25 protein-coding genes are annotated in these 23,002 nt (G+C 53.8%); 19 read left to right on the forward strand and 6 right to left on the reverse strand.

What is annotated here, in order from left to right:
- Nucleotides 1–61: 61 nt before the first annotated feature.
- The 3 genes from H650_RS09160 (at nucleotide 62) to H650_RS09170 (ending at nucleotide 2,634) form a co-directional block, all read left to right on the forward strand.
- A complete protein-coding gene (locus H650_RS09160) occupies nucleotides 62–769 on the forward strand; it encodes a heavy metal response regulator transcription factor (RefSeq protein ID WP_020454996.1) in 708 nt (235 codons plus the stop codon).
- A complete protein-coding gene (locus tag H650_RS09165; protein ID WP_020454997.1) occupies nucleotides 762–2,138 on the forward strand; it encodes a heavy metal sensor histidine kinase in 1,377 nt (458 codons plus the stop codon). Before H650_RS09160 ends, H650_RS09165 begins: the two co-directional genes overlap by 8 nt.
- Nucleotides 2,139–2,250: 112 nt before the next feature.
- A complete protein-coding gene (locus H650_RS09170; protein ID WP_020454998.1) occupies nucleotides 2,251–2,634 on the forward strand; it encodes a DoxX family membrane protein in 384 nt (127 codons plus the stop codon).
- Between the two features lie 95 nt (nucleotides 2,635–2,729).
- Here H650_RS09170 and H650_RS09175 read toward each other — a convergent pair whose 3' ends face one another.
- The gene (locus tag H650_RS09175) at nucleotides 2,730–2,987 is read right to left on the reverse strand and encodes a YdgH/BhsA/McbA-like domain containing protein (protein ID WP_020454999.1); all 258 of its coding nucleotides are present in this window, start codon (nucleotides 2,985–2,987) and stop codon (nucleotides 2,730–2,732) included.
- 377 nt (nucleotides 2,988–3,364) lie between these two features.
- Here H650_RS09175 and H650_RS09180 point away from each other — a divergent pair, with 377 nt between their 5' ends.
- From H650_RS09180 to chbG, 7 genes are all read left to right on the forward strand, one after another.
- Entirely contained in the window at nucleotides 3,365–4,042 is a 678-nt protein-coding gene (locus H650_RS09180; RefSeq protein WP_044489471.1) for a type 1 glutamine amidotransferase domain-containing protein, read from the forward strand.
- 314 nt (nucleotides 4,043–4,356) lie between these two features.
- Entirely contained in the window at nucleotides 4,357–4,692 is a 336-nt protein-coding gene (locus tag H650_RS09185; protein ID WP_071925221.1) for a PTS sugar transporter subunit IIB, read from the forward strand.
- 80 nt (nucleotides 4,693–4,772) lie between these two features.
- Nucleotides 4,773–6,131: a PTS N,N'-diacetylchitobiose transporter subunit IIC gene (gene chbC / locus H650_RS09190; protein WP_020455001.1), complete on the forward strand. Its 1,359-nt coding sequence runs from the start codon at nucleotides 4,773–4,775 to the stop codon at nucleotides 6,129–6,131.
- A gap of 47 nt (nucleotides 6,132–6,178) precedes the next feature.
- On the forward strand, nucleotides 6,179–6,526 hold the full coding sequence (gene chbA, locus H650_RS09195; RefSeq protein ID WP_020455002.1) for a PTS N,N'-diacetylchitobiose transporter subunit IIA: 348 nt from the start codon (nucleotides 6,179–6,181) through the stop codon (nucleotides 6,524–6,526).
- 13 nt (nucleotides 6,527–6,539) lie between these two features.
- Nucleotides 6,540–7,379, forward strand: a complete 840-nt coding sequence (gene chbR / locus H650_RS09200; RefSeq protein ID WP_017459239.1) for a transcriptional regulator ChbR — start codon at nucleotides 6,540–6,542, stop codon at nucleotides 7,377–7,379.
- 54 nt (nucleotides 7,380–7,433) lie between these two features.
- The gene (locus tag H650_RS09205; protein WP_020455003.1) at nucleotides 7,434–8,789 is read left to right on the forward strand and encodes a 6-phospho-beta-glucosidase; all 1,356 of its coding nucleotides are present in this window, start codon (nucleotides 7,434–7,436) and stop codon (nucleotides 8,787–8,789) included.
- 12 nt (nucleotides 8,790–8,801) lie between these two features.
- A complete protein-coding gene (gene chbG / locus H650_RS09210) occupies nucleotides 8,802–9,560 on the forward strand; it encodes a chitin disaccharide deacetylase (RefSeq protein WP_020455004.1) in 759 nt (252 codons plus the stop codon).
- 42 nt (nucleotides 9,561–9,602) lie between these two features.
- On the opposite strand, the gene H650_RS09215 is transcribed toward chbG, so the two are convergent.
- Nucleotides 9,603–11,141, reverse strand: a complete 1,539-nt coding sequence (locus H650_RS09215) for a carbohydrate porin (RefSeq protein WP_020455005.1) — start codon at nucleotides 11,139–11,141, stop codon at nucleotides 9,603–9,605.
- A gap of 523 nt (nucleotides 11,142–11,664) precedes the next feature.
- Nucleotides 11,665–11,988 (reverse strand): hypothetical protein, encoded by a 324-nt coding sequence (locus H650_RS09220; RefSeq protein WP_017459235.1) that lies wholly within the window; start codon nucleotides 11,986–11,988, stop codon nucleotides 11,665–11,667.
- A gap of 215 nt (nucleotides 11,989–12,203) precedes the next feature.
- On the opposite strand from H650_RS09220, the gene H650_RS09225 reads away from it, so the two are divergent.
- The 5 genes from H650_RS09225 to H650_RS09245 all read left to right on the forward strand — a co-directional run bounded on the left by H650_RS09225 (nucleotide 12,204) and on the right by H650_RS09245 (nucleotide 16,402).
- On the forward strand, nucleotides 12,204–13,019 hold the full coding sequence (locus tag H650_RS09225) for an SDR family NAD(P)-dependent oxidoreductase (RefSeq protein ID WP_020455006.1): 816 nt from the start codon (nucleotides 12,204–12,206) through the stop codon (nucleotides 13,017–13,019).
- Between the two features lie 29 nt (nucleotides 13,020–13,048).
- Nucleotides 13,049–13,810 carry an SDR family oxidoreductase gene (locus H650_RS09230; RefSeq protein ID WP_020455007.1) on the forward strand — a complete coding sequence of 254 codons (762 nt, stop codon included), beginning with the start codon at nucleotides 13,049–13,051 and terminating at the stop codon, nucleotides 13,808–13,810.
- Between the two features lie 39 nt (nucleotides 13,811–13,849).
- Nucleotides 13,850–15,049, forward strand: a complete 1,200-nt coding sequence (locus H650_RS09235) for an MFS transporter (RefSeq protein WP_020455008.1) — start codon at nucleotides 13,850–13,852, stop codon at nucleotides 15,047–15,049.
- An 11-nt stretch (nucleotides 15,050–15,060) separates the two neighbouring features.
- Nucleotides 15,061–15,996, forward strand: coding sequence for a GlxA family transcriptional regulator (locus H650_RS09240; protein WP_020455009.1), 936 nt, complete (start codon nucleotides 15,061–15,063; stop codon nucleotides 15,994–15,996).
- A gap of 115 nt (nucleotides 15,997–16,111) precedes the next feature.
- The gene (locus tag H650_RS09245) at nucleotides 16,112–16,402 is read left to right on the forward strand and encodes a putative quinol monooxygenase (RefSeq protein ID WP_020455010.1); all 291 of its coding nucleotides are present in this window, start codon (nucleotides 16,112–16,114) and stop codon (nucleotides 16,400–16,402) included.
- A gap of 77 nt (nucleotides 16,403–16,479) precedes the next feature.
- Here the strand turns inward: H650_RS09245 and H650_RS09250 are convergent, their stop codons facing one another.
- Nucleotides 16,480–17,412 carry an AraC family transcriptional regulator gene (locus tag H650_RS09250; RefSeq protein ID WP_020455011.1) on the reverse strand — a complete coding sequence of 311 codons (933 nt, stop codon included), beginning with the start codon at nucleotides 17,410–17,412 and terminating at the stop codon, nucleotides 16,480–16,482.
- 122 nt (nucleotides 17,413–17,534) lie between these two features.
- Between H650_RS09250 and H650_RS09255 the strand changes: the two genes are divergently transcribed.
- A complete protein-coding gene (locus H650_RS09255; RefSeq protein WP_020455012.1) occupies nucleotides 17,535–18,074 on the forward strand; it encodes a carboxymuconolactone decarboxylase family protein in 540 nt (179 codons plus the stop codon).
- 257 nt (nucleotides 18,075–18,331) lie between these two features.
- Here H650_RS09255 and H650_RS09260 read toward each other — a convergent pair whose 3' ends face one another.
- The gene (locus H650_RS09260) at nucleotides 18,332–19,243 is read right to left on the reverse strand and encodes a LysR family transcriptional regulator (protein WP_020455013.1); all 912 of its coding nucleotides are present in this window, start codon (nucleotides 19,241–19,243) and stop codon (nucleotides 18,332–18,334) included.
- A gap of 100 nt (nucleotides 19,244–19,343) precedes the next feature.
- On the opposite strand from H650_RS09260, the gene H650_RS09265 reads away from it, so the two are divergent.
- The 3 genes from H650_RS09265 to H650_RS09275 all read left to right on the forward strand — a co-directional run bounded on the left by H650_RS09265 (nucleotide 19,344) and on the right by H650_RS09275 (nucleotide 21,792).
- Entirely contained in the window at nucleotides 19,344–20,453 is a 1,110-nt protein-coding gene (locus tag H650_RS09265; protein WP_044489719.1) for an alkene reductase, read from the forward strand.
- Nucleotides 20,454–20,457: 4 nt separating this feature from the next.
- Nucleotides 20,458–21,177, forward strand: coding sequence for an SDR family oxidoreductase (locus H650_RS09270; RefSeq protein ID WP_020455015.1), 720 nt, complete (start codon nucleotides 20,458–20,460; stop codon nucleotides 21,175–21,177).
- A gap of 75 nt (nucleotides 21,178–21,252) precedes the next feature.
- On the forward strand, nucleotides 21,253–21,792 hold the full coding sequence (locus H650_RS09275; RefSeq protein ID WP_020455016.1) for an ester cyclase: 540 nt from the start codon (nucleotides 21,253–21,255) through the stop codon (nucleotides 21,790–21,792).
- Between the two features lie 220 nt (nucleotides 21,793–22,012).
- On the opposite strand, the gene H650_RS09280 is transcribed toward H650_RS09275, so the two are convergent.
- The gene (locus tag H650_RS09280) at nucleotides 22,013–22,873 is read right to left on the reverse strand and encodes an AraC family transcriptional regulator (protein ID WP_020455017.1); all 861 of its coding nucleotides are present in this window, start codon (nucleotides 22,871–22,873) and stop codon (nucleotides 22,013–22,015) included.
- Nucleotides 22,874–23,002 lie beyond the last annotated feature (129 nt).

The following is a 23,002-nucleotide window of genomic DNA, read 5'->3' on the forward strand; positions in this document are numbered from 1 at the left end:
TGTTAGCGGCAACGCTTTATATTATTGACGTCAGTTATAAGTAATCATCAGGGCCTGGGTCATGAAACTCCTTTTAATCGAAGATGAAGAGAAAATTTCGTCTTACATCAACACCGCGCTTCGCGAGCAAGGTTACAACGTCGATGTCTGCGCCGACGGGCGCGAAGGGTTATTCCTGGCAACGGAGATGGACTACGACGCCATTATCCTGGATGTCATGCTGCCGTCGATGGACGGGTATGCCGTCATCACCAGCCTGCGCAAACTGAAACAGACGCCGGTGCTGATGCTTTCCGCGCGCGGTTCACTTGATGAGCGGGTTAAAGGGCTGCGACTGGGCGCGGATGATTACCTGACCAAACCGTTTTCGCTGATTGAGCTGGTGGCGCGCATTCAGGCGCTGCTGCGCCGCCGACCGACCGATGGGCTTGATATTTCACAGTTGCAGGTCCACAACCTGCAGCTCGATCTGCTCGCGCGCAAAGTGTACCGCAACGGTACGCGCATCGACCTGACGCAAAAGGAGTTTGCCCTGCTAAGTCTGCTCGCCAGGCACCAGGGGGAAGTGCTGTCGAAAATGATGATTGCCGAGCAGGTCTGGGATATGAACTTTGAAAGCGACGCCAATATTGTCGAAGTCGCGATCAAACGTTTACGCGCCAAAATCGACTCCCCGTTTGAAGAGAAGCTGCTGCACACCGTGCGCGGCATGGGTTACATCCTTGAGTATCGCGACGAAGATCCCGGCAAAATGAGTGCGTATGTTTAAACGTTCTATTTCCCGCAAACTGGCGCTGACGTTTGCGGTGGTCACCTTATGTATTGCCCTCGCCTATGCGCTTTGCCTGCGGGAATCGCTGCGCGAATCACTGAATAAACAGATGCATAACGAATTGATGTTCCGCTACTCGCTGGTGGAGCCGTTGATCGTTTCCAAGTTTAATCACCATGAACTCGACGAACTCAAAACCAAGCTGATGAGCCTGAGTAACTCGGAAGGCGGGCGTGTTCACTACTGGATTTTAAGCAGCGATCCGGCGCTACAAGTGGGTGGCGAGCCGCCAAAAGAGATCGATCTCAACGCCCTTACCGATGGCTTCAGCCGCATTAACCGGGAAAAAACCGACCAGTGTCCGCTGTTTATTCTGACGAAAACCATTCGCTACCGCGATGGCGTGACGCCGCTGCATTTTGTGGTTTCTATCGACTCTACGCCGTATATGGGCACGCTGAATGAATTTACCCAGGTGCTGATTTTTATCACCACCATGGGCGTGCTGTTCGTGACTTTTTTAGGCTTTGTTATCTCCCGCCAGGGAATGCAACCGGTGGAACTCCTCAGCCAGCAGGCGCGTGAACTTGCGCCAGGGATTGACGGCCAGCGGCTGGACGCCACTGCGCTCCCGCAGGAGTTGCAGGGTCTGGCGGAAGCCTTTAACGGCGTGCTCGCCCGCCAGCAAATTGCATGGCGACAACTGGAAAGTTTTAACGCCGATGTGGCGCACGAGTTGAGAACGCCGCTCTCAAGCATTCTCGGCCAGACGCAGCTAGCCCTCTCGCGCAAACGCAGCCATGAGGAACTCGAAGCCTGCCTCGAATCAAACCTTGAGGAGGTAAACCGCATGACGTCGATCGTCAACGACATGCTGTTCTTGTCCCATGCGCAAACCGGCAAACATCCGGCGCAGCTTGCGGAAGTGTCGCTGCGCGAGGAGGCGTTAAAAACGGCTGAATATACTGAACCGTCGTTCACCGATCGCCATTTGCAATTACTGATCGAAGGTGATGTGACGATCTGCGTCGACAGGCGCTTATTTACCCGCTCGCTCGCCAATTTGCTGGAAAACAGCGCCCGCTACGCCTACGAAAATAGCCAGGTCACGGTCACGTTGAGTCGTAATGATCAGCATGCGACGGTGAGCGTTAAAAATTACGGCGATGCCATTGAAAGCCACCATCTGGAAAGATTGTTTGAGCGCTTTTACCGCGCCGATCACGCCAGAACGCAAAGCGATACCAACCACGGGCTTGGGCTGTCGATTGTCAAAGCGGTGGCGCAAATGCATGGCGGTGATGTCTTTGCCACCAGCCAGAACGGCGAAAATACCTTTGGCTTTACGCTGGCGCTAAATAAATAGCGTCAGCTACTCCCTGACAGTTTTGACAGAGTGGTGTCATTCGGCCGTCAGGGTACCGCCAATATACTGCTCATGGCCACTCATTGGTTTTTTCTTATTCAAGGAACCGCGCATGAACAACCACACTATTATTATCATTGCCCGTATCTTAATCACCCCGCTGTTTTTATATAGCGGCAGCGGGAAAATAATCAACTTCACCGATAACATGTTAAAAACGCCGTTTGGCGATATGCTTATTGGCAGACTGATGATTATTTTTGCCATTGCCATTGAGCTGGGTGGCAGCATTGCATTTATTGTTGGTTATCGGGTAAAAGAAATATCGCTGTTGTGGATCTTCTATATTTTTCTCACCAGTATTATGTTCCATCAATTCTGGGCGGCAAGTGGCCCCCAGCAAGCCGGACAAGTGATTCAATTCACCAAAAACATGAGTATTTGCGCCGGTCTGCTCTGTTTCTACCTGCTGGCGCGCGAACCACAAAAATCATAGCCAGCAAAAAGGCGCCCTGCACGGCGCCCTGTTCAGTGTCTGAATAATTACCCTCGGTCTTTAGCGAATGAAAGATCGGGGGGTATTGCACGCGATTATTTATACAGAATCGCATTACCATAAATATACTCATCGCCACCGGCGGAGATGATTTTATAGTATTTCGCATTATCTTTTTCAGCGGCTTGCTGAACTTGCGCTTCGAGATCCGCAACCGTATCGGCTTTGGCAATTGAAATGGTGCCCATCGGCACCAGGCCACTATCGTCGGTGACTGGTTGCGCGGCAAACGCGCCGAAAGAGATAGCACTAAACAGTGTTGCAGCAAGCACGGTGTTAATAATGGTTTTCATAATAAAGCTCCGCATAAAAGAGGGGGGAATAATGATGTTTCAACGTAAGCGATATTACGCAGCGTATGCTGACCAGCGGCTGACAGTTTTATAACAACTTTGTCAGACTGGCGTTATTTACAGGATTAGACATTTCTTTGAATAAAAGAAAAAACGGACCACAATGCATAATAAAATATTCACCCACAGCGAAACGAATTAACGAAAGTAATTAGTGGTGTAGCGACGTGTAATAAAGTGTGAATACTGTAACGCTTAGACCTGGAGTTTTCCGACAATTCCGGTAAAGCCGATATTCATCGCTATGCTTACTGAACGATATTTCATTCAGTATGGCAACGGTAATGCCGCTGATAACGCATCACGACGGAGGTAACATGAAAATAGTAATGGTGCTGACATCCCACAGCGAACTGGGTAATACCGGTAAAAAAACCGGTTTCTGGCTTGAAGAGTTCGCCGCCCCTTATTACGTATTCAAAGACGCGGGTGCCGAGGTTGTGCTCGCCTCGCCCGCCGGTGGTCAGCCACCGCTCGATCCGAAAAGCGATCTGCCGGATTTTCAGACCGAGCTGACCCACCGTTTTAAAGCCGACCCGGCGGCCCAGCAGGCGCTGGCTAACACCGTTAAACTCGATAGCATACGCGTCGGGGATTTTGACGCTCTCTTTTACCCCGGCGGCCACGGCCCGCTGTGGGATCTGGCGGAATCCGACACTTCGATTGCGCTGATTGAAGCATTTGAACGTGCCGGTAAACCGGTGAGTTTTGTCTGCCACGCGCCGGGCGTGTTGCGCCATGTGAAAACCGCCGCCGGCGATCCGCTGGTGAAAGGCCGTAAAGTGACCGGCTTTACTAACGGCGAAGAAGCGGATGTTGAGCTGACCAACGTAGTGCCGTTTCTGGTGGAGGACGAATTGGTAGCGCTCGGCGCGGAGTATGACAAAGGGCCGAACTGGGCACCGTTCGTCGTCGAAGACGGGAAACTTATCACCGGGCAAAACCCGGCCAGTTCCGAAGCCGTGGCGAAAGCGTTAGTCGCCATGCTGAGATAATGCGTGTTGCCGCCATTACCCGCAGCGTAATGGCGGCGCCTCGCAGCCCCTTTTTGCGCAGCTACGCAGTGCCATCCAGAAATAGTTGAACCGTACTTATCCCCGCCTGACCCACCTCTTTAACGATAAATTGCCCAAAATGTGAAGGCCCGCAAAGCACCAGGTCAACCAGAGACAATTTTGGAGCCTTATGAAATACCCGCACCGATAACCCTCCCGTATACTTGTTTCAACCGAAGAAAAAAGTCATTTTGGTTAGGCGCACCGCCAGTACGAAGAGAGAGAAACGAGTCCGGCTGGCGGATCATCGGACAATGAGGGTCGTTTTTATGGAAAAGAAACATATTTACCTGTTTTGTTCTGCGGGCATGTCGACATCATTGCTGGTGTCGAAGATGCGCACCCAGGCGGAAAAATATGAAGTCCCGGTCATTATTGAAGCATTTCCCGAGACACTCGCCAGTGAAAAAGGCCCGCAGGCCGATGTTGTTTTATTAGGTCCACAAATCGCCTGGATGTTACCGGATATCCAGCGTCTGCTTCCCAATAAGCCTGTCGAAGTGATCGACGCCTCGCTGTACGGCAAAGTCGATGGTTTAGGTGTTCTGAAGGCCGCCGTGGCGGCAATAAAAAAAGCCGCCGCCAACTAAACGTTTTGCGTTCGCTTATCACACAGTGATCCCACACATTCACCGCAATGTTGCATTGCGGTATTTAAGGGTATTTTTCTATGAGTAATGCCATTGCTTCACTTGAAAAGATACTGGTGCCTTTTGCGGTAAAAATCGGCAAACAGCCACATGTTAACGCCATTAAAAACGGCTTTATCCGCTTAATGCCGTTGACCCTCGCCGGGGCGATGTTTGTCTTAATTAATAACGTGTTCCTGAGTTTTGGCGAAGGATCGTTCTTTTATTCGTTGGGCATTCGGCTGGATGCCTCGACCATTGAAACGCTGAACAGTTTTAAAGGCATCGGCGGCAACGTCTATAACGGCACGCTGGGCATTATGTCGCTGATGGCCCCCTTCTTTATCGGCATGGCGCTGGCGGAAGAGCGCAAAGTGGATGCGCTGGCCGCCGGGTTGTTATCGATTGCCGCGTTTATGACCGTCACGCCGTATAGCGTCGGTGAATCTTACGCCGTTGGCGCAAACTGGTTAGGCGGGGCGAATATTATATCCGGGATTATCATTGGCCTGGCCGTGGCGGAAATGTTCACCTTTATTGTGCGACGCAACTGGGTGATCACCTTGCCAGACAGTGTACCGGCTTCGGTGGCGCGCTCGTTCTCCGCGCTGATCCCCGGTTTTATTATTCTGTCGATTATGGGGATTATCGCCTGGGCGCTGAATCACTACGGCACCAATTTCCATCAAATTATCATGGACACCATCTCCACGCCGCTGGCTTCGCTGGGCAGTGTGGTCGGCTGGGCATATGTACTGTTTGTGCCGCTGCTGTGGTTTTTCGGCATCCATGGTTCGCTGGCGCTGACCGCGCTGGACAGCGGCATCATGACGCCATGGGCGCTGGAAAATATTTCTGTCTATCAACAATATGGCTCGGTTGAAGCGGCGCTGGCAGCGGGTAAAACGTTCCATGTCTGGGCGAAACCGATGCTCGACTCCTATATCTTCCTGGGCGGCAGCGGCGCAACGCTGGGGCTGATTATCGCCATCTTCCTCGCTTCACGTCGCGCGGATTACCGCCAGGTGGCGAAGCTGGGCCTGCCTTCCGGCCTGTTCCAGATTAACGAACCGATTTTGTTCGGCCTGCCGATCATCATGAACCCGGTGATGTTTATCCCCTTCATTCTGGTGCAGCCGATACTTGCCGCCATTACGCTGCTGGCCTACTACACCGGCTTTATTCCACCGATCACCAACATTGCACCGTGGACAATGCCAACCGGGCTGGGCGCATTCTTTAACACCAACGGCAGTATCGCCGCGCTGCTGCTCGCGCTGTTCAACTTAGGCATTGCGACGCTGGTTTACCTGCCGTTCGTGATGGTCGCCAACAAAGCGCAGAACGCCATTGAGCAGGAAGAGAGCGAAGAAGATATCGCTAATGCACTGAAATTCTGACCGAACCCGGCGGGTGGCCCCCGCCGGAAACCACGCGAGGAGCAACGATGTTCGATTTCGATACCATCCTGGAGAGCACCACCCCGGCCGATGCGCTGGAAGAAGTGGTGATGGGCTTAATCATTAACTCAGGGCACGCGCGCAGCCTGGCCTACACCGCACTGAAACAGGCTAAACAGGGTGATTTTGACGGCGCAAAAGCGCTGATGGAGCAATCAAGGCTGGCGCTCAACGAAGCACACCTGGTGCAGACTAAACTGATTGAGGGCGATCAGGGCGAAGGCCGGATGAAAGTGAGCCTGGTACTGGTGCATGCGCAGGATCATCTGATGACATCCATGCTGGCGCGCGAGCTGATAACGGAACTGATTGAGCTTCACGAAAAACTGAAATAACAAGGAGTGAATAATGCAGCCTTCGATCAACACGCTGGGGATCAAAACCGTTCACGAACAGCAGTTGTTTAACGGTAAAAATTTCCATGTGTTTATCTACAACAAGACGGAGAGCGCCAGCGGGCTGCATCAGCACGACTACTACGAATTCACGCTGGTATTAACCGGCCGCTATTACCAGGAGATTAATGGTAAGCGCGTGCTGCTTGAACGCGGTGACTTCGTTTTTATCCCGCTGGGTTCGCACCACCAAAGTTTCTATGAATTTGGCGCGACGCGGATACTCAATGTGGGGATCAGTAAACGCTTTTTTGAACAGCATTATCTTGCCCTGCTGCCATTTTGTTTTGTCGCCTCGCAGGCCTACCGCGCCAGCAGCGCTTTTCTGAGCTATGTGGAAACCGTTATCGCCTCACTCAATTTCCGCGAAACCGGGCTGGACGAATTTATCGAGGCGGTGACCTTTTATGTCATTAACCGCCTGCGCCACTACCGTGAAGAGCAGGTGGTGGATGACACACCGCAGTGGTTAAAAACCACCATTGAGTCAATGCACGATAAAACGCAGTTTGGCGAAAACGCGATGGAAAATATGGTGCAGCTGGCGGCGAAATCGCAGGAGTATCTGACCCGCGCCACCCGGCGTTATTACCGCAAAACGCCGATGCAGATCATCAATGAAATCCGCATTGATTTCGCCAAGAAGCAGCTGGAAATGACCAACTATTCGGTCACCGATATTGCTTATGAGTCGGGTTACAGCAGCCCAAGCCTGTTTATTAAAACATTCAAGAAAATGACCTCATTCACCCCCAATAGCTACCGAAAAAGGTTAACGGAAATCAACCAGTAACGGCGTGCGGGCTGAACGTTTTACACCACCGTGTCTGACACGAAGGGAGAAATCATGAAGCAGAAATTAAAAGTCGTCACCATCGGCGGCGGTAGCAGCTACACCCCGGAATTACTGGAAGGGTTTATTAAGCGCTACCACGAACTGCCGGTCACCGAATTATGGCTGGTCGATGTTGAGGACGGAAAAGAGAAGCTGGATATTATTTTCGATCTTTGCCAGCGCATGATTGATAAAGCCGGCATCCCGCTAACACTGTTTAAAACGCTGGACCGCCGTGAAGCGCTGCGCGAGGCAAATTTTGTCACCACGCAACTGCGCGTCGGCCAGCTTAAAGCCCGCGAGCTGGATGAGCGTATTCCACTTAGTCACGGTTATCTGGGCCAGGAAACCAACGGTGCGGGCGGGCTGTTTAAAGGTTTGCGCACCATTCCGGTTATCTTTGACATCATCAAAGATGTCGAGGAGATCTGCCCGGATGCGTGGGTGATTAATTTCACCAACCCGGCGGGAATGGTCACAGAAGCGGTGTATCGCCACACCGGTTTTAAAAAGTTTATCGGCGTGTGCAATATTCCGGTCGGCATGAAGATGTTTATTCATGACGTGCTGGGTCTTAGCAGCAGCGATGATGTTGCCATGGATCTGTTTGGCCTTAACCACATGGTGTTTATTAAAGATGTGCTGGTTAATGGTGAATCGCGTTTTGCGGAGCTGCTCGACGGTGTGGCCTCCGGCAGGCTGAAAGCCTCCTCGGTGAAGAACATTTTCGACCTGCCGTTTAGCGAAGGGTTGATCCGCTCACTCAACCTGCTGCCCTGCTCTTATCTGCTCTATTACTTTAAGCAAAAAGAGATGCTGGCGATTGAGATGGGCGAGTACTACAAAGGCGGCGCGCGGGCGCAGGTGGTACAGAAAGTCGAAAAACAGCTATTTGAGCTGTACAAAGATCCTGAGCTGAAGGTCAAACCGAAAGAGCTTGAGCAGCGCGGCGGTGCGTACTATTCCGATGCGGCCTGTGAAGTGATCAACGCTATCTATAACGACAAGCAAACCGAGCACTATGTGAATATTCCGCATCACGGGCATATCGACAATATCCCGGCGGACTGGGCGGTAGAGATGACCTGTACGCTGGGGCGCAACGGCGCAACACCGCACCCGCGCGTCACCCACTTTGATGAGAAAGTGTTGGGGCTTATCTACACCATTAAAGGTTTTGAAGTGGCGGCCAGCAAAGCGGCACTCAGCGGCGAGCTGAACGATGTCTTGCTGGCGCTGAGCCTTAGCCCGCTGATCCACTCCGATCGCGACGCGGAAATCCTGGCGCGCGAAATGCTGCTCGCCCACGAAAAATGGTTGCCAAACTTTGCCAGTACCCTTGCGCAACTGAAAGCTGAACATCATTAACCGGGACGGGCTATGGAATGCTTACTGATTGTTAACGCGGATGATTTCGGTCTCAGCAAAGGGCAGAACTACGGCATTATCGACAGCTTTCGCCATGGTGTTGTCACCTCAACGACCGCACTGGTCAACGGCGATGCGGTGGAACATGCCGCCGGGCTGAGCCAGCGCGAGCCTTTGCTCGGCGTCGGCTTGCACTTTGCGCTGACGTTAGGTAAACCGCTGACGCCCATGCCCGGACTTACGCGTGACGGGCAACTGGGGAAATGGATCTGGCAGCTGGCGCAGGAGGATGCGCTACCGCTGGAAGAGATAGCCGGTGAACTGGAAGCACAGTATCAACGGTTTATCGCCCTGTTTGGCCGGGAACCGACGCATCTGGACAGCCATCACCATGTGCATATGATCCCGCAGATCCTGCCCATCGTCGCAGCGTTCGCCACACAGCGCGGCGTGGCGCTGCGCATCGATCGCCCCGCGTTGCCGCCAGATTTCGGGCTACCCGCCTCACTGCGCACGACCCAGAGTTTTAGCAGTGCGTTTTACGGCGAAGCGATTTCCGAAGCGCTCTTTTTACAGGCTCTGGATGCTTCTAACGCACGAGGAGAAAGCTCGCTGGAGATCATGTGCCACCCGGCATTTATCGATAACACCGTGCGCCAGAGCAGTTACTGTTACCCGCGCTTAACGGAACTGGACGTGCTGACCTCGGTGTCGTTGAAATATGCGATTGCCGAGCGCGGCTACCGGCTTGGGAGCTTTCTCGATATTTAACCCACGCGTTGCGGCGCACTTTTGCGCCGCAACGTTGAGCTGTTACCACCACACTTCGGCCTGAACGCCCACCGCTAGCTGATCTTTTTTCTGGTCGCCAAACTGGAAATGGCTGATGCCGTTATCCTGCGCGCGAAGATACGTCGTATAAAAACGGATCTCCGGTCGCGAAGCCAGCAGGCTGGTGTCGACTTTCAGCGCGTGGTAGAGCGTGGTTTTATAACCCTGCTCATGATAGTTCACGCCCTGCTGCTTGTTGGTCTGCGTAAACCATCCCAGCTCCACCCCGGTCTGGTTATAGCTGTCCCAAATCCACGCCGGGCGCACCACCGCACGGAAGCTGTGATAATCCGTATGCGCGCCGGTATCGTAACTGTAAATATCGTTACCCGCCGAGTAGATCAGCGCATGCGCCATTACCACATGGGAGAACGGGTACGCTTCGCCCTGCGAGATCAGGCGAAACGCTTTACCGTAGCTGTGCTCGCCATAGTAGTTGTCGCCATAACCATACGTTGGGCTGGGGCCAAATGGCTGAGCAAAGCCGCTGGCGAGCGAGTTATCCGCCGCCTGTACAGTAAACTCCTCAAAACCGCCCGCAGTAAGCTCCTGGCGAACAACCACACCGGCCAGCCACGCGTCTTTAATGCTGTAGTAACTGCCGTTATCCTCACGGTTTTTATAGGTGTCGGATTTGTTTGCCACCGAATAACGGGCAAGCAGAGCCAGCGTCGCGTTATCCCACAGCGGGATATTGTTGTAGCGTACATCGAGCGTATTGGTATTCACCTGCAGCGCCTCGCTGGGGGCAGGATAGTTCACCGCATGGGCATTCAAATCCTGACGCACCAGCGCGGCATTGATCTGCCCTACGCCAAGTTGCCAGTTTTCAATGCCCACACCCGCGCCGCTCTCGGTGAGGTGGCTTTTCCAGTCCAGCATCTGGATTTCATATTTCGGTAAGTTGTGTTTACCGACCCAAAAGTCCGCTTCCGGCGCAAAGGGGAGAAACCCTTTGGTGGTCAGGTAAATATCAGAAAATTGCAGTCGGCTTTCTGCATCTTTATCAAACCAGGCGTCGCCATATTGCTCACCCACATTGCCGTCGAACAGCACCACCGCATGGGCTGTTTTTCCATTCTGGTCGTAGACGCGTTGTTTGAATTGCAGATCGAACCACGAGGAATATTCATTCCCAAATCGTCCGACGGATCCAACGGCATAAGGTTGTGGCGATCCATGACTGGCAGCGCCCCAACCGGAACGAAGATAGCCGGAATAGGTAAAACCGATATCTTCTTTGACAAATTTGCTAATTTCTTTCAGCGTTGGCGCTGTTTTTTCCGCTGCGGTATTGTTTGTGATTTGTTTATTAACGACCGTCGTTACAGGTTTATTACTTTTATTTTCGGATTCACTTTCCTGATACTGTTTTAATGCCGCTTTGGTCTGTGATAATTCAACGGCATTTTCCTGTAACTTTTTTTCCAGCTGTGCCAGGCGCTGTTCAACCGTCAGGCTTTGCGACCAGGCATTACCGCAGATGGCCGGAATAAACAGCACAAGCAATGTTTTCTTCATTGAAAATTCCCTTTGTAAATAGCAAGCAAATAAGTGAGTGGCATGCGTTACGTGAATAAATCCGCTTCTTCATAAATAAAAACCATGAAGAAGCGGGAGAACGCTTAATAAGCAAAATTCTAATTATTATCTCAAATATTCCCTGGAGATGACGCAGAGGTGCTACATCGATAACAATAGTCATGCAGAGCGAATATTGGTGTCCACTGTGAATTCCACTCTATTTGATCTATCTCGCAAAATTAATGAGAAAACAAAAAGATATTACATTGTTCTGTAAACGGCATTCCTAACAGGAAATAATATAATCCTAAAGTTTTATTTTATTATTAACCTGTCATTTAAAAGGCTCGGCTAATAATAGTGATAAATGGATTACGTAACGCGAAAGATTTATAGAGGCTTTATGAAATATCAGGAAATATAAGCAGCGTACTGGAATAAAAAACAGGGATAACTGCGTTGCGGCCAATATAACCATCCTGAAAAAATCCACGTGCCACCGTGGATTTTTCGCCAACGCTTAAATCCAGTCCTCTACCGCGCCATCAAGCGGACGCAGCGGCGGCGTAATCCGTTCAATCTCCTCTTCAATATCAAATTCTGTGAGATCCTCCGCCGTGGCTAACAAAAAAGTCTGGCCTTGCGGGGAGATCCATTCAGAGATGAAATATTGCTCCTTGCGTGACAGCTCGATTTTCTGCTGCCCTTCCCGGTCGAAAAATTGCCCGTAACGCTCATCATGCTTTGATAAGTTCAGCCCCATGGCCGGGTAAACACCGCGCCACACCTCGCCATGATGCTTACCGCCCAGCACCAGGTACTCCTGCATAATCTTCTTGCTCATCCGCGCTCCTCACCATGCTGTTTCTTTTAAGCGTAGACAACTCTCCGCCCGCCCTTTGAAAAGCGCACGCGACAAGCCTCAGGCTTACAGTGAAAACAACACGGCGACAGACGTCACCAGATGTCCCAAATCACGCCTATAAACGTCATTTAAGACATGCAGGGTTTGCTTATGATGCTTCCATCGCATTCATTGCTGAACCCAAGGAGTCTTGCATGACCATCGCTACACAACCGCACAAAGGCACGGCTGTTATCACCGGCGCATCAACCGGTATTGGCGCGATTTACGCCAACCGCCTGGCCAGAATGGGCTATGACCTGATTATCGTCGCCCGTAACCAAAACCGCCTGAACCAGATGGCCAGCCACATCACGGCGGATACCACCCGCAATGTGGAAGCCGTTGCCGCCGATTTAAACGATGCCCAACAACTGCGGGCGCTGGAAGCGAAGCTGCGTGAGGATGCCAGCATCACGCTGCTGGTGAACAACGCCGGCGTCGGGACACACACGCCGCTGTTATCCAGCGATGTTGATCAGATGGAGGCGATGATTAACCTCAACGTTACTGCCCTGACCCGCCTCACATACGCGGTCGTTCCCGGTTTTGTGGCACGCGGCGCGGGCGCCATTATCAATATCTCCTCGATTGTCGGCATCGCACCGGAACTGCTGAACGGGGTCTACGGCGGGACGAAAGCCTTTGTGCTGGCGTTTAGCCAGTCGCTGCATCATGAACTGGCGGAGAAAGGCATTCAGATCCAGGCCGTGTTACCCGGCGCAACAGCAACGCCTTTCTGGGACAACGGCGGTTTGCCGCTGGAACAGCTGGATAAATCCATTGTGATGAGTGCTTACGATCTGGTCGACGCCGCACTGGTTGGCTTCGCCCAGGGTGAGCTTGTCACCATCCCCTCACTGCACAACGACGCGGACTGGCAGGCAATGGAACAGCGCCGACAGGCCATGCTGCCCAATCTCTCCAGCAACGTACCGGCTGAGCGCTACCGCCCGGCTACCACGCACTGAACATCCATTTCAAACCGAGGGCTTTCTTTATGAAACTGACAGGCAATACGATTTTTATTACCGGCGGCACTTCAGGCATTGGCCGCGCGATGGCGGAAAAATTTCACCAGTTGGGCAATAAAGTGATCATCTCCGGACGGCGAAAAGCGCTGCTGGATAGCGTCACAGAAGCCAACCCAGGCATGGATTCCGTGGTGCTGGACGTCACGCAGGCCGCAAGCATCAAAGCGGCGGCGCATGAGGTGCTGTCGCGCTACCCGGCGCTGAACGTGGTTATCAACAATGCGGGCATTATGCCGTTCGACAACCCCGCCGGGGAACTTGATGACGCGATGGCCACCACGCTGTTAGACACCAACTTGTTAGGCCCGGTGCGGGTAAGCGCGGCGTTTATTGAGCATCTGAAAAAGCAGCCGGACGCGGTACTTATCAATAACAGTTCGATTCTGGCGTTCTTACCGCTCGTCAGTAACGCGCTCTATTCGGCGACCAAAGCCGCGATCCACTCCTACACCTTGTCCCAGCGCTTCCTGCTGAAGGATTTTGGCATCAAGGTTATCGAAATTTCGCCGCCGTGGGTGGATACCGACCTGATCTATAAAAGTGGCGACACCCGTGCGATGCCGCTGCCGGACTTTATCCAGCAGACCTTCGACAAGCTGGGCACCGATACCATTGAAGCCATTGTCGATAGTGTGCTGCCCGCGCGCGCCAACCCTGGTGCGAACGAACATGAGATGGTCAACGCCTTTAACCAGGCGATGGTGGACAACCCGATCCCTGTGGCGTAATCGAATTGCGGGGCCTGGGCCCCGCAGCGGGAGTGAATGATGAATAATCGGTTATCTCTGGCGCAACGACGCGCGCTGTGGGCGCTGAGCCTGGCGTATTTTATTCAGGCCACGGGGGCGCTATCGGTAGCGGGCAGCCTGAGCGCCATCTCCCATGAATGGGGGTTAAGCGATGGTCAAAGCGCGCGTTTACTCGCTATTTTCGGCCTGACCTTTGCCATCAGCGCACCGCTGGCGCAGGTGTTTCTGGGTCATATGATGCGCAAATACCAGGTGCTGGCCGGGATGCTGGTGTTCGGCCTCGGGGCGTTTATTTTCGCCATCGCCCCCGATTACACCGCGCTGGTTATCTCCCGTGTGGTGATGGGGCTGGGCGCATCGCTGATTGGCCCGGTGCTGGTGGCGCTCGGCGCAGAACTCGTCACACAACATGAACGCGGCAGCGCTATTGCCACGATCCTGCTCGGCGTCTCCATGGCGAGTATGGTCGGCATTCCGCTGGCGGCGTGGATCGCAAATGGTTGGGGGGCAAGAACGTTATTTGCCCTTGTCGCGCTGGTGAGTGTGCTGACCGCGCTGGCCGTCTGGTTCTCGGTGCCGAACATCGTTAAAGGGGTGGACATCCGTTTACGCCAGGTAGGACAGGTGTTAATGGATGGCAAATCGCTAGCGGCGTTTTTGGTGGTCTTTTTCATTACCTCCGGCGTGTATGACATGTATGCCTTTATTTCGCCGATGATCCGCGATCGCTGGCAGGGCGATACCGCCAGTGTTTCGGTTGCGCTGACGGTGATTGGTGTTGCCGGGATTTTGGGGAACTTGTTTGTTGGCCGCGCCGCACGCCGTTATAGCGCCGAACGGTTACTGGTCACTGGCATCACTATGCTGGTGCTGGATATGCTGCTGCTTATGATCCTGCCCGGTAAGCTGGCGCTGCTCTATTTGTTACTGGTGCTGTGGGCGTTTTCTACCGATCTTCTGTGGCCAACCCAGCAGCGGCGGATTGTCGAGATCGCGTCGGCGGCGACACGCGGGATCTCGCTCGCCCTGACCAGCGCATTTATGTTTTGCGGCATTGGTTTTGGCTCGGCGGTCGCTTCATGGCTCTATCCGCTGTTCGGCTTTTATGGTGTGATGCTAAGCGCAGTCCTGTTTTTACTGTTGGCGCTTATCAGTTTATGGATCTCTGAACGATTACGCGTTCGGAGCCAGGCTTTGCAGGCCGCAAGCGTATGTTAAAGGGTGTCGCGATGCACAAAATTGGATTACTTATTTCCGACCATTTTCAGATGCTGGCGCTGTCCACCTTGACGGTGTTTGAGTTCGCCAACATGGTTGCCGGTGAAGCGTTTTATCAGCCAACGGTCTACTCAGAATTCGGCGGCACTGTTTATTCCTCATCCGGTATTGGCGTCGAGTCCCGAGCGCTGGAAAGCGTCACGCAAATCGACACCTGGCTGGTCGCGGGTGTGCTGTCGCCTGTGGATGAACCGGCCAGCGCTGGCATTGTTCACTTTCTGCAAACCACCGCGCTACAGGCGCGCCGCATCGCGGGGATCTGCACCGGCGCATTTGTGCTGGCGCAGGCAGGTTTGCTGGAGAAAAAGCGCGCCACCACGCACTGGGCGCATGCCCGAAGCCTGGTGCTGCAACATCCTGACGTTCAGCTTGAAGACGATCGTATTTTTATCATTGATGATCGTATCTGGACGTCCGCCGGAATGACGGCCGGGCTGGATATGGCGCTCGGCATGGTGGAAAAAGATCTGGGTGCCGAGGCAGCCCGTGTCGTCGCGCACCGGCTGGTGATGAATCAACGCCGCTCCGGCGGGCAGACGCAGCACTCTGAAATGCTGGCGCTGGCACCGCGCTCGGATCGGCTGCAAAGCGCGCTGGAGTACGCCCGCAATAATCTGAAAAAAGCGCTGACGGTGGAACTGCTGGCCGATGCGGTTCACGTGAGCGCCCGCCAGCTCAGCCGCCTGTTTCGCCAGGAGACGGGTAAATCGCCAGCGAAAGCGATTGAAGGATTACGGCTGGAAGCGGCGAGGCTGATGATTGAGCAAAGCCGGCTTTCGCTGGATACGATTGCCCGTGAAGCCGGTTTTCGCGATCGTCGCCATATGCGGGAAGTTTTCGTGCGTGGTTACGGTATCCCGCCGCAGTCGCTGCGCACCGGCCGCTGAGGTTTCATACCGATTTTCATTCCTGCGGTGAAAGAGCTAATGCCAGAAATGGGTTTTTTATGCTGGCAGGCGGCGTAGACTAACCTGAACTTTCTCATGAAATCAGGAGTATAAAATGAACGATACCGTAACGGTTGTTGCGACCATTACCGCCCATGCCGGTTGCCGTGAAAAGGTGGCCGGGGCGCTTAAAACCGTTGAACGCGATGTGCAGGGCGAACCGGGTTGTCTCTCTTATCAGCTACATGTCAACCGTGAAAACGACCACCAGTTCGTGATGATTGAGCGCTGGGCATCGGCAAAAATGCTGGAGCAACATAGCCAGGCTGCGCCATTCAGGGCGTTAGTCAGCGCCATTGACGGGCTCGCCGATCTTAACGTCATGACCCTGAGCAGCGGTGCTTAATCATTGATGGTTTTCAGTGAGCAAAATCTTTAAACGGGTTGGCGATTTTTGCCAGCCCGTTTTTGCATGCACAGCCGCTATGGCTGAGGCGTTAGCAGATGGGTTCGGCGTTTTCGGTATTGCGCGGGACTCACACCATACAGCCGCTTAAACCCTTTCGAAAACGAGGACAGCGAAAGAAACCCGCATCGTTCGGCGATGGCGTCGATAGTTAAACCCGCGTGCGTAATGAGTAACTGCGAGGCCATCGCCATACGCAGCTGGGAAAGCCACGCCTGCGGCGTAAGCGGATAGCTGCGGGCAAAATAGCGGGCAAATGTCGCGCGGGATAAAAAGCATCGTTCGGCCATGGTTTCCAGAGTCCACGGGTGCGCAGGATCGGCGATGACGGCCAGCAACGCGGGAGCAAGCCGTTTATTGCTCATCAGCCTGAGCAGACCGGCGGGCGGCTCATGTAGTGCGAGCAACAGACGCAAGATCAGCGCCAGCAGCGTATCGGCCAGCCCTTTGGCAATCGTCGCATTCCCCGGCAACGAACCGAGACTTTCCCGCACCAGCATCATCAGCAACATTTCCAGTTCAGGACACGCCTGCCAGTGGTTTGTTTGCAGATGAATAAGGCGGCTTTCATGGGCAAACAACCAGCCGCTGTGCGGGCCAAAATCAAATTCACCGCACAGCACTTCCACCGCCGCGCCCTTCGCCGGGCTTCGGACTTCTGTCAGGATGCCGTTGTCATGCTTTAGCGCCGGAACAATCTGCCCCCACTCGACCAGGCTCTGAAGCAGATGCGGCGAACCGTGGGGAAGCAGGAGCACATCGCCTGCGCACACATCCACATTTCTGCCTTCTACCATCAGCCTCGCTTCGCCGTGCAAAACCACATGCCAGGGCACCACGCCAGGCGCGAGTTGTTGATGGTCGGCTTCCCACCGCCCGGCAAAGCGGCAGTGGAGGTTTACAGCGCATAGTGGCGCCAGCATCGCAAGCAGTTGGCTGAGGCTATCCACACTTCCCTCTGAGACGATAAGACAAAAAATAGAGACGATGTATAACAGTTACCCGCAAGCTATCTCCCTATGATGAGCACATCGCCGATACGGCGGAACCCATACACTGACAGGAGATAATCATGAGCCGTTTAACATCCATTCAACCCGAAAACGCTACCGATAAAACCGCCGATCTTTTCGGTGCCATTAAGAAAGCGATGGGTAAAGTACCTAATGCCTACCAGACCATTGGCATTGCCCCGGATATGCTTGCTCAGGCGTTACAACATAATGCCGCACTGGCAAAAAGTTCGCTGAATAAAAAAGAGCTGGAAGCAATCAACTTACTGGTCAGTGAAATTTCCGGCTGTGACTACTGCCTGGCCGCGCATACGTTAACAGGAAAAATGGCGGGTTATAGCGTGGAACAAACGCAACAGCTGCGCCGTGGCGAATTCCCTGAAGATGCGCACATTGACGCGCTGCTGAAATTCGTAAAAACCGTGGTCACCACGCACGGTACGCTGCCGGCAGAAAAGGTTGAATCGCTGCGCAGCGCCGGTTTCGCGGATCGTCAGATTGTCGAGATAATCAGCGCTATCAGCGCCATTCTGTTTACCAATATGATTAACCGCGTCAACGACACGGTTGTGGATTTCCCGCAAGCCGCCGCACTGTAACGCTCCGCCAGGCTTCCCCATTATGCGGGAAGCCTGGTTTTTCCTTCCCGTTTCCAGGCCCCCATACGTCGTTATCATGCCGCCCTGGCAGAGCGATCGCGAACCACAACCACAAAAGACTCACTCATACCTTTCGCGATAATGAACATCCCTGACTAATGAGCACGATGTACGTTATGCGATCATCTGCTGAGTGCAAAAAACGCCCATGACTAACGCAACGGCGAGTTAAAAAACCGGGAGCTGGTCGGCGAGTTTTACTCATTTTCCAACCAGTCAATGAAGAACTGGGTAAAGGCGGTAACCGGCAGCGGCTGCAACCGTCGCTGTGGATAGACAAATTGCAGCCCGACATTTTTTTTATCAAAGCGGCTGAACCCAATAAAACTTTCAGCAAACAGCAGGTGCAGCCTCCCCTGTTCCACATCGCGCTTTACATCCCACCATGACTTGCTGGCAATCCCCGCATCCGCCAGCACCCACTGGCGGAGTAGCGCACCATCGTCGCATATCATGGCTGGGGTAAAGCGTACTGCGCTCTGTTTACCGTCATGCTCAAAACGCCATTCGTTCATGACCATTCCGCGCAGTTCCAGCGCAAGGCATCGGTGGTTGTGCAGATCCTCAATGGCCGCTGGTGTGCCTGCTGTCCGGAGATAGTTAGTGGAAGCGACCAGTACCCTGTGATTCGGGCGGATATTTCTGACTACCAGGCTGCTGTCTGGCAGGTTTCCGAAGCGAATGCTCATGTCCAGACGATTGGCGACCAGATCGGCGACATTTTCGCCCAGGTATACCGAGCTTTTCACTGCCGGATGCAGCCGGGAAAAATCAAGCAGGGCCGGGCTGAGATACTGTCGGCCAAAATCGGAGGGGGCCGAAATGCGGATATTACCGCTGAGCACCCCTTCTTTTTGCGTAAGCAGCGACTCAGCATGGTTCATTTCATCCAGTACGCGCAGTGCAGCGTGATAGAACTCCTCACCCGCACGCGTCATGGTAATAGCGCGGGTGGAGCGGTGGAATAGCCGGGTCTGATAACGCTCTTCAATCGCCTTCAGCCTTGCGGTCATGGTTGCCGGCGAAAGCCCCATCCGGCGACCGGCGGCTGAAAGCCCGCCCGCCTCCACCACGGCAACCAGCAGTGCCATATCTTCAAGCTTTCCCATTATTCAGTAATCCTGAAAAGAGAATCATATTTTAATGCCATTATCAAAATATCTGACGCCGCGTAAAGTGCTTTTAAAGATTCATTACGGGGGACAGAAAATGGGAAATCGTACACTTTTTGAGAGCTACCACCTGAAGGCGCTCAACCTGAAAAACCGGATCGTGATGGCGCCGATGACGCGGGCGCGGGCGTTACAGCCGGGAAACGTTCCTTCCGCACTAATGGCGGCTTACTACCAGCAGCGTGCCAGCGCGGGATTGATTATTACCGAAGCCACGCAGATTTCACCTCAGGGGCAGGGGTACTCCTGGACACCTGGCCTGCACTCCGCTGAGCAGGTTGAAGGATGGCGGCTCACCACCGAAGCCGTTCACCGTGCAGGCGGGATTATCTTCTCCCAGCTCTGGCACGTTGGGCGCATGTCATATGCGGGTTTCCATAAAGACGGCAAACCGGTCGCGCCGTCTGCGCTCGCGCCCGATGCCCAGGTATGGGTGGTGGATGAGCAGGGTGAAGGACATATGGTCGACTGTCCGGTGCCGCGGGCACTTGAGCATGCCGATATTCAGCAGATCATTGCTGATTACCGGCAGGCCGCAGTAAACGCCATTAACGCCGGTTTTGATGGTGTTGAGGTGCACGGCGGTAATGGTTATCTGATCGATCAGTTTCTTCGCCGGACATCAAACAAACGTACCGATGAGTATGGCGGCAGCCTGGCTAACCGGATCCGTTTCGCGCAGGAGGTGCTGGAAGCCATCAGCGACGCTATCGGCAATACGCGCACGGGCATACGCCTTTCCCCGTTCATCACCCAGCGCGGAATGAACGATCCGCAGGTGACTGACGCGATCCTCGCGCTGGCTGCATGGTGTGAAAAGAGAGGTATCGCCTATATCCACCTGGCAGAGGCGGACTGGGACGATGCCCCGCAGGTGCCTGATGATTTTCGTCAAACATTACGCGCCACCTTCAGCGGCACGCTTATCGTCGCCGGAAATTATACCCAGGACAAAGCGGACAAACTCCTTAAGGCGGGTCTGGCCGACCTGATTGCCTTTGGCCGCCCGTTCATTGCCAACCCTGACCTGCCGTACCGGCTCAGGAATCACCTTCCCTTAGCGGTCGTAAACAATCCCGCCACGCTCTTTGGCGGCAGCAGCGCAGGCTATACCGATTATCCGTTCTACAAAACCGACGAGGCGTAAAGTGATGGCGAAAAAAACATTAATCATCGGTGGGGCTTCCGGTATTGGCTTTGCTGTGGCCCGTGCGCTGGCTGAACAGGGAGGAAGCCTGATCCTTGCCGGCAGGAATAGTGAAAAGCTGGCGCGAGCCAGAGAGTTGCTGAGCCAGAAAAGCGCATCTGTGGATACTGTCGTCCTTGATATCAGCAAAGAGGAGGAGGTGATCCAGCTTAGCCAGACGCTCGGAGAGGTAGATAACATTATTGTGACGGCGGGATCGCATGCACCAGGCGGGGTGCTCACATCACTGAATCTGAACGAGGCCCGGCTGGCTTTCGACACCAAATTCTGGGGTAGCATCCATGTTGCCAGGCATCTGAGTAAAAATATCCACGCCCGGGGCACCCTGACGCTGACCAGCGGCTTTGTTTCCCGCCGCACTGTTGCGGGCGCTATCGTCAAAACCACCATGAACGCGGCTCTGGAGTCAGCCGTTAAGGTGCTGGCGAAAGAGCTTTCTCCGCTGCGCGTAAATGCGGTGAGCCCGGGGCTGACAGATACCGAGGCGCATGCAGGCATGGAGCCTGCTGCCCGCGAAAAAATGTTGCTGTCTGCCGCTGAAAATCTGCCGGCAAAAGCCTTCGGGCGGGCAGAGGACATCGCAAAAGGCTATCTGTTCGTGATGGACAATCCCTTTGTCACCGGAACCCTGCTGGATATCGAAGGCGGCGCGCTAATTAACTAAACCTCACGTTTATCTGCGGGCGGCTGAAATGCGCCCGAATCACCTGTTTCTCTGAGGCTAAATAAAGGATCTTTTATGAATAAGTTAAGGTTTTACTCTTTCCGGCTGGCGACGCTTATGCTGCTTCCTGTGACCAGCGCTGTGTTTTCTGCACCGCTTGAGCTGGTGAAACCCCATGAATTGATTGCGGAAAGCCACTTATCATCCGCCCACGTAGCTGCACTTGAAACCGTCGCAAGGCGTTACGCAACATTCTGGGATACCGGCGATGAAGCCCTGGCCCGTGAGGCGCTGGCCGATAATTTTGTCGATAATACACCGCCTGAAGGCCGCAAACAGGGACCGGAAGGCGCGCTTCTGGCTTCCCGCGCCTTCCGCACCGCCGTCCCGGATCTGCGTTGCGAGGTTGAGCAGATGATCGTTGCAGGCGATCGAGTCGTATCGCACCTTCATTTCCGCGGACATTTCACGGGAACCTTCGGCAAACTGAAAGGTAAAGGCCAACAGGTGGATTTTATCGCGACGGATATCTATCAGGTCAGGAACAATAAAATTATCGCGAACTGGCATCTTGAAGATAATCTGACCCTGATGAAACAACTGGGTGCCTTGTAAATGGCTGCCGGGGAAGGATGATGCTGTCAGGCAGTATGGCAAGGGTTGGGATATTTCATTAAACACCAGCACTTATTTTAAGCCTGCCGGAAATGGCAGGCGAAAGCGGTTATTCCTGATGATGCCTGAATAAGCTGCGGGTGCAGAGGCGTGCCGTGAAAACGATGCCGCCTGTTAAAGCCGGGCTACTGTCACCCGTAGGTTCAACGGGCAGTACCGACTACTCACTTTTGCGCGCTTCACGGATACTGCGAGCCGGTGGCTGACCGAACATGCGCGAATATTCACGTGTAAACTGCGTCACGCTCTCATAGCCCACACCGTGGGCAGCGGTGCTGATCGCAGCGCCTTGCGCAAGCATACGTCTGCGAGCTTCAACCAGACGCAACTGTTTTTGAAATTGCAGTGGAGTGAGCGTCGTGACGTTGCGAAAATGCGTGTGAAATACCGAAATACTCATCCCCGATGCATCGGCCAGTGTTTTGATTCGCAACGGCTGATCATACTTAGTCCGGATAATCTCGATAGCCCGGGCGATCCGACGGGCATGGCTATCAATATTTCCCAGAGCGCGCATAGATTTGCCATAGCGGCCGGACAGCAGCCAGTAATGCAACTCGCGCACTAACTGGCGACCCAGCATTTTCAACGCGTGCGGTCTGTCGAGCAATTTCAGCAGGTGCAACGCAGCGTCTGCAACGTCCTCTTCGATCTGGTCAACCCTTACAGGCACATCCGGCATTACCTCCAGTTTTTCCATATCGCCAACCAGTTCGGTAATCACAGCGGCGTCAAGTTCCACGACCAGTGAATAATATGGGGCGGCAGCGCTGGCGGTGATAACCTGGCTGACTGTCGGCACATCCATAGTAACCAGCAAAGACTCCCCCGCGCCGAAATCGAACGTATGACTGCCCATCGTCACGCGCTTGCGCCCTTGCAGCACAAGTGCGACCAGCGGCTTAGTAATAGCGAACTGCAACAAGGAAGGTGCGGCTTCGCTTAAGATAAACACCCCCGGAATGGGGGTTGTTGCCACACCGTCTTTATTGAGGTGCGCGTCGGCATATTTCCGCGCCACCCGCAGGAGCGTCGCCGTCGTCTTTGCTCCGTCAGACTCATCTGTGCCAGAGACGCATTCTTCAGGTAATCGGGTCATCGCCGTCATATTTTTAGGCTAATAAATGTAATTTGAGCGTGCGCTAATCTT

It is taken from the genome of Enterobacter sp. R4-368 (assembly GCF_000410515.1).
GTDB lineage: Bacteria > Pseudomonadota > Gammaproteobacteria > Enterobacterales > Enterobacteriaceae > Kosakonia.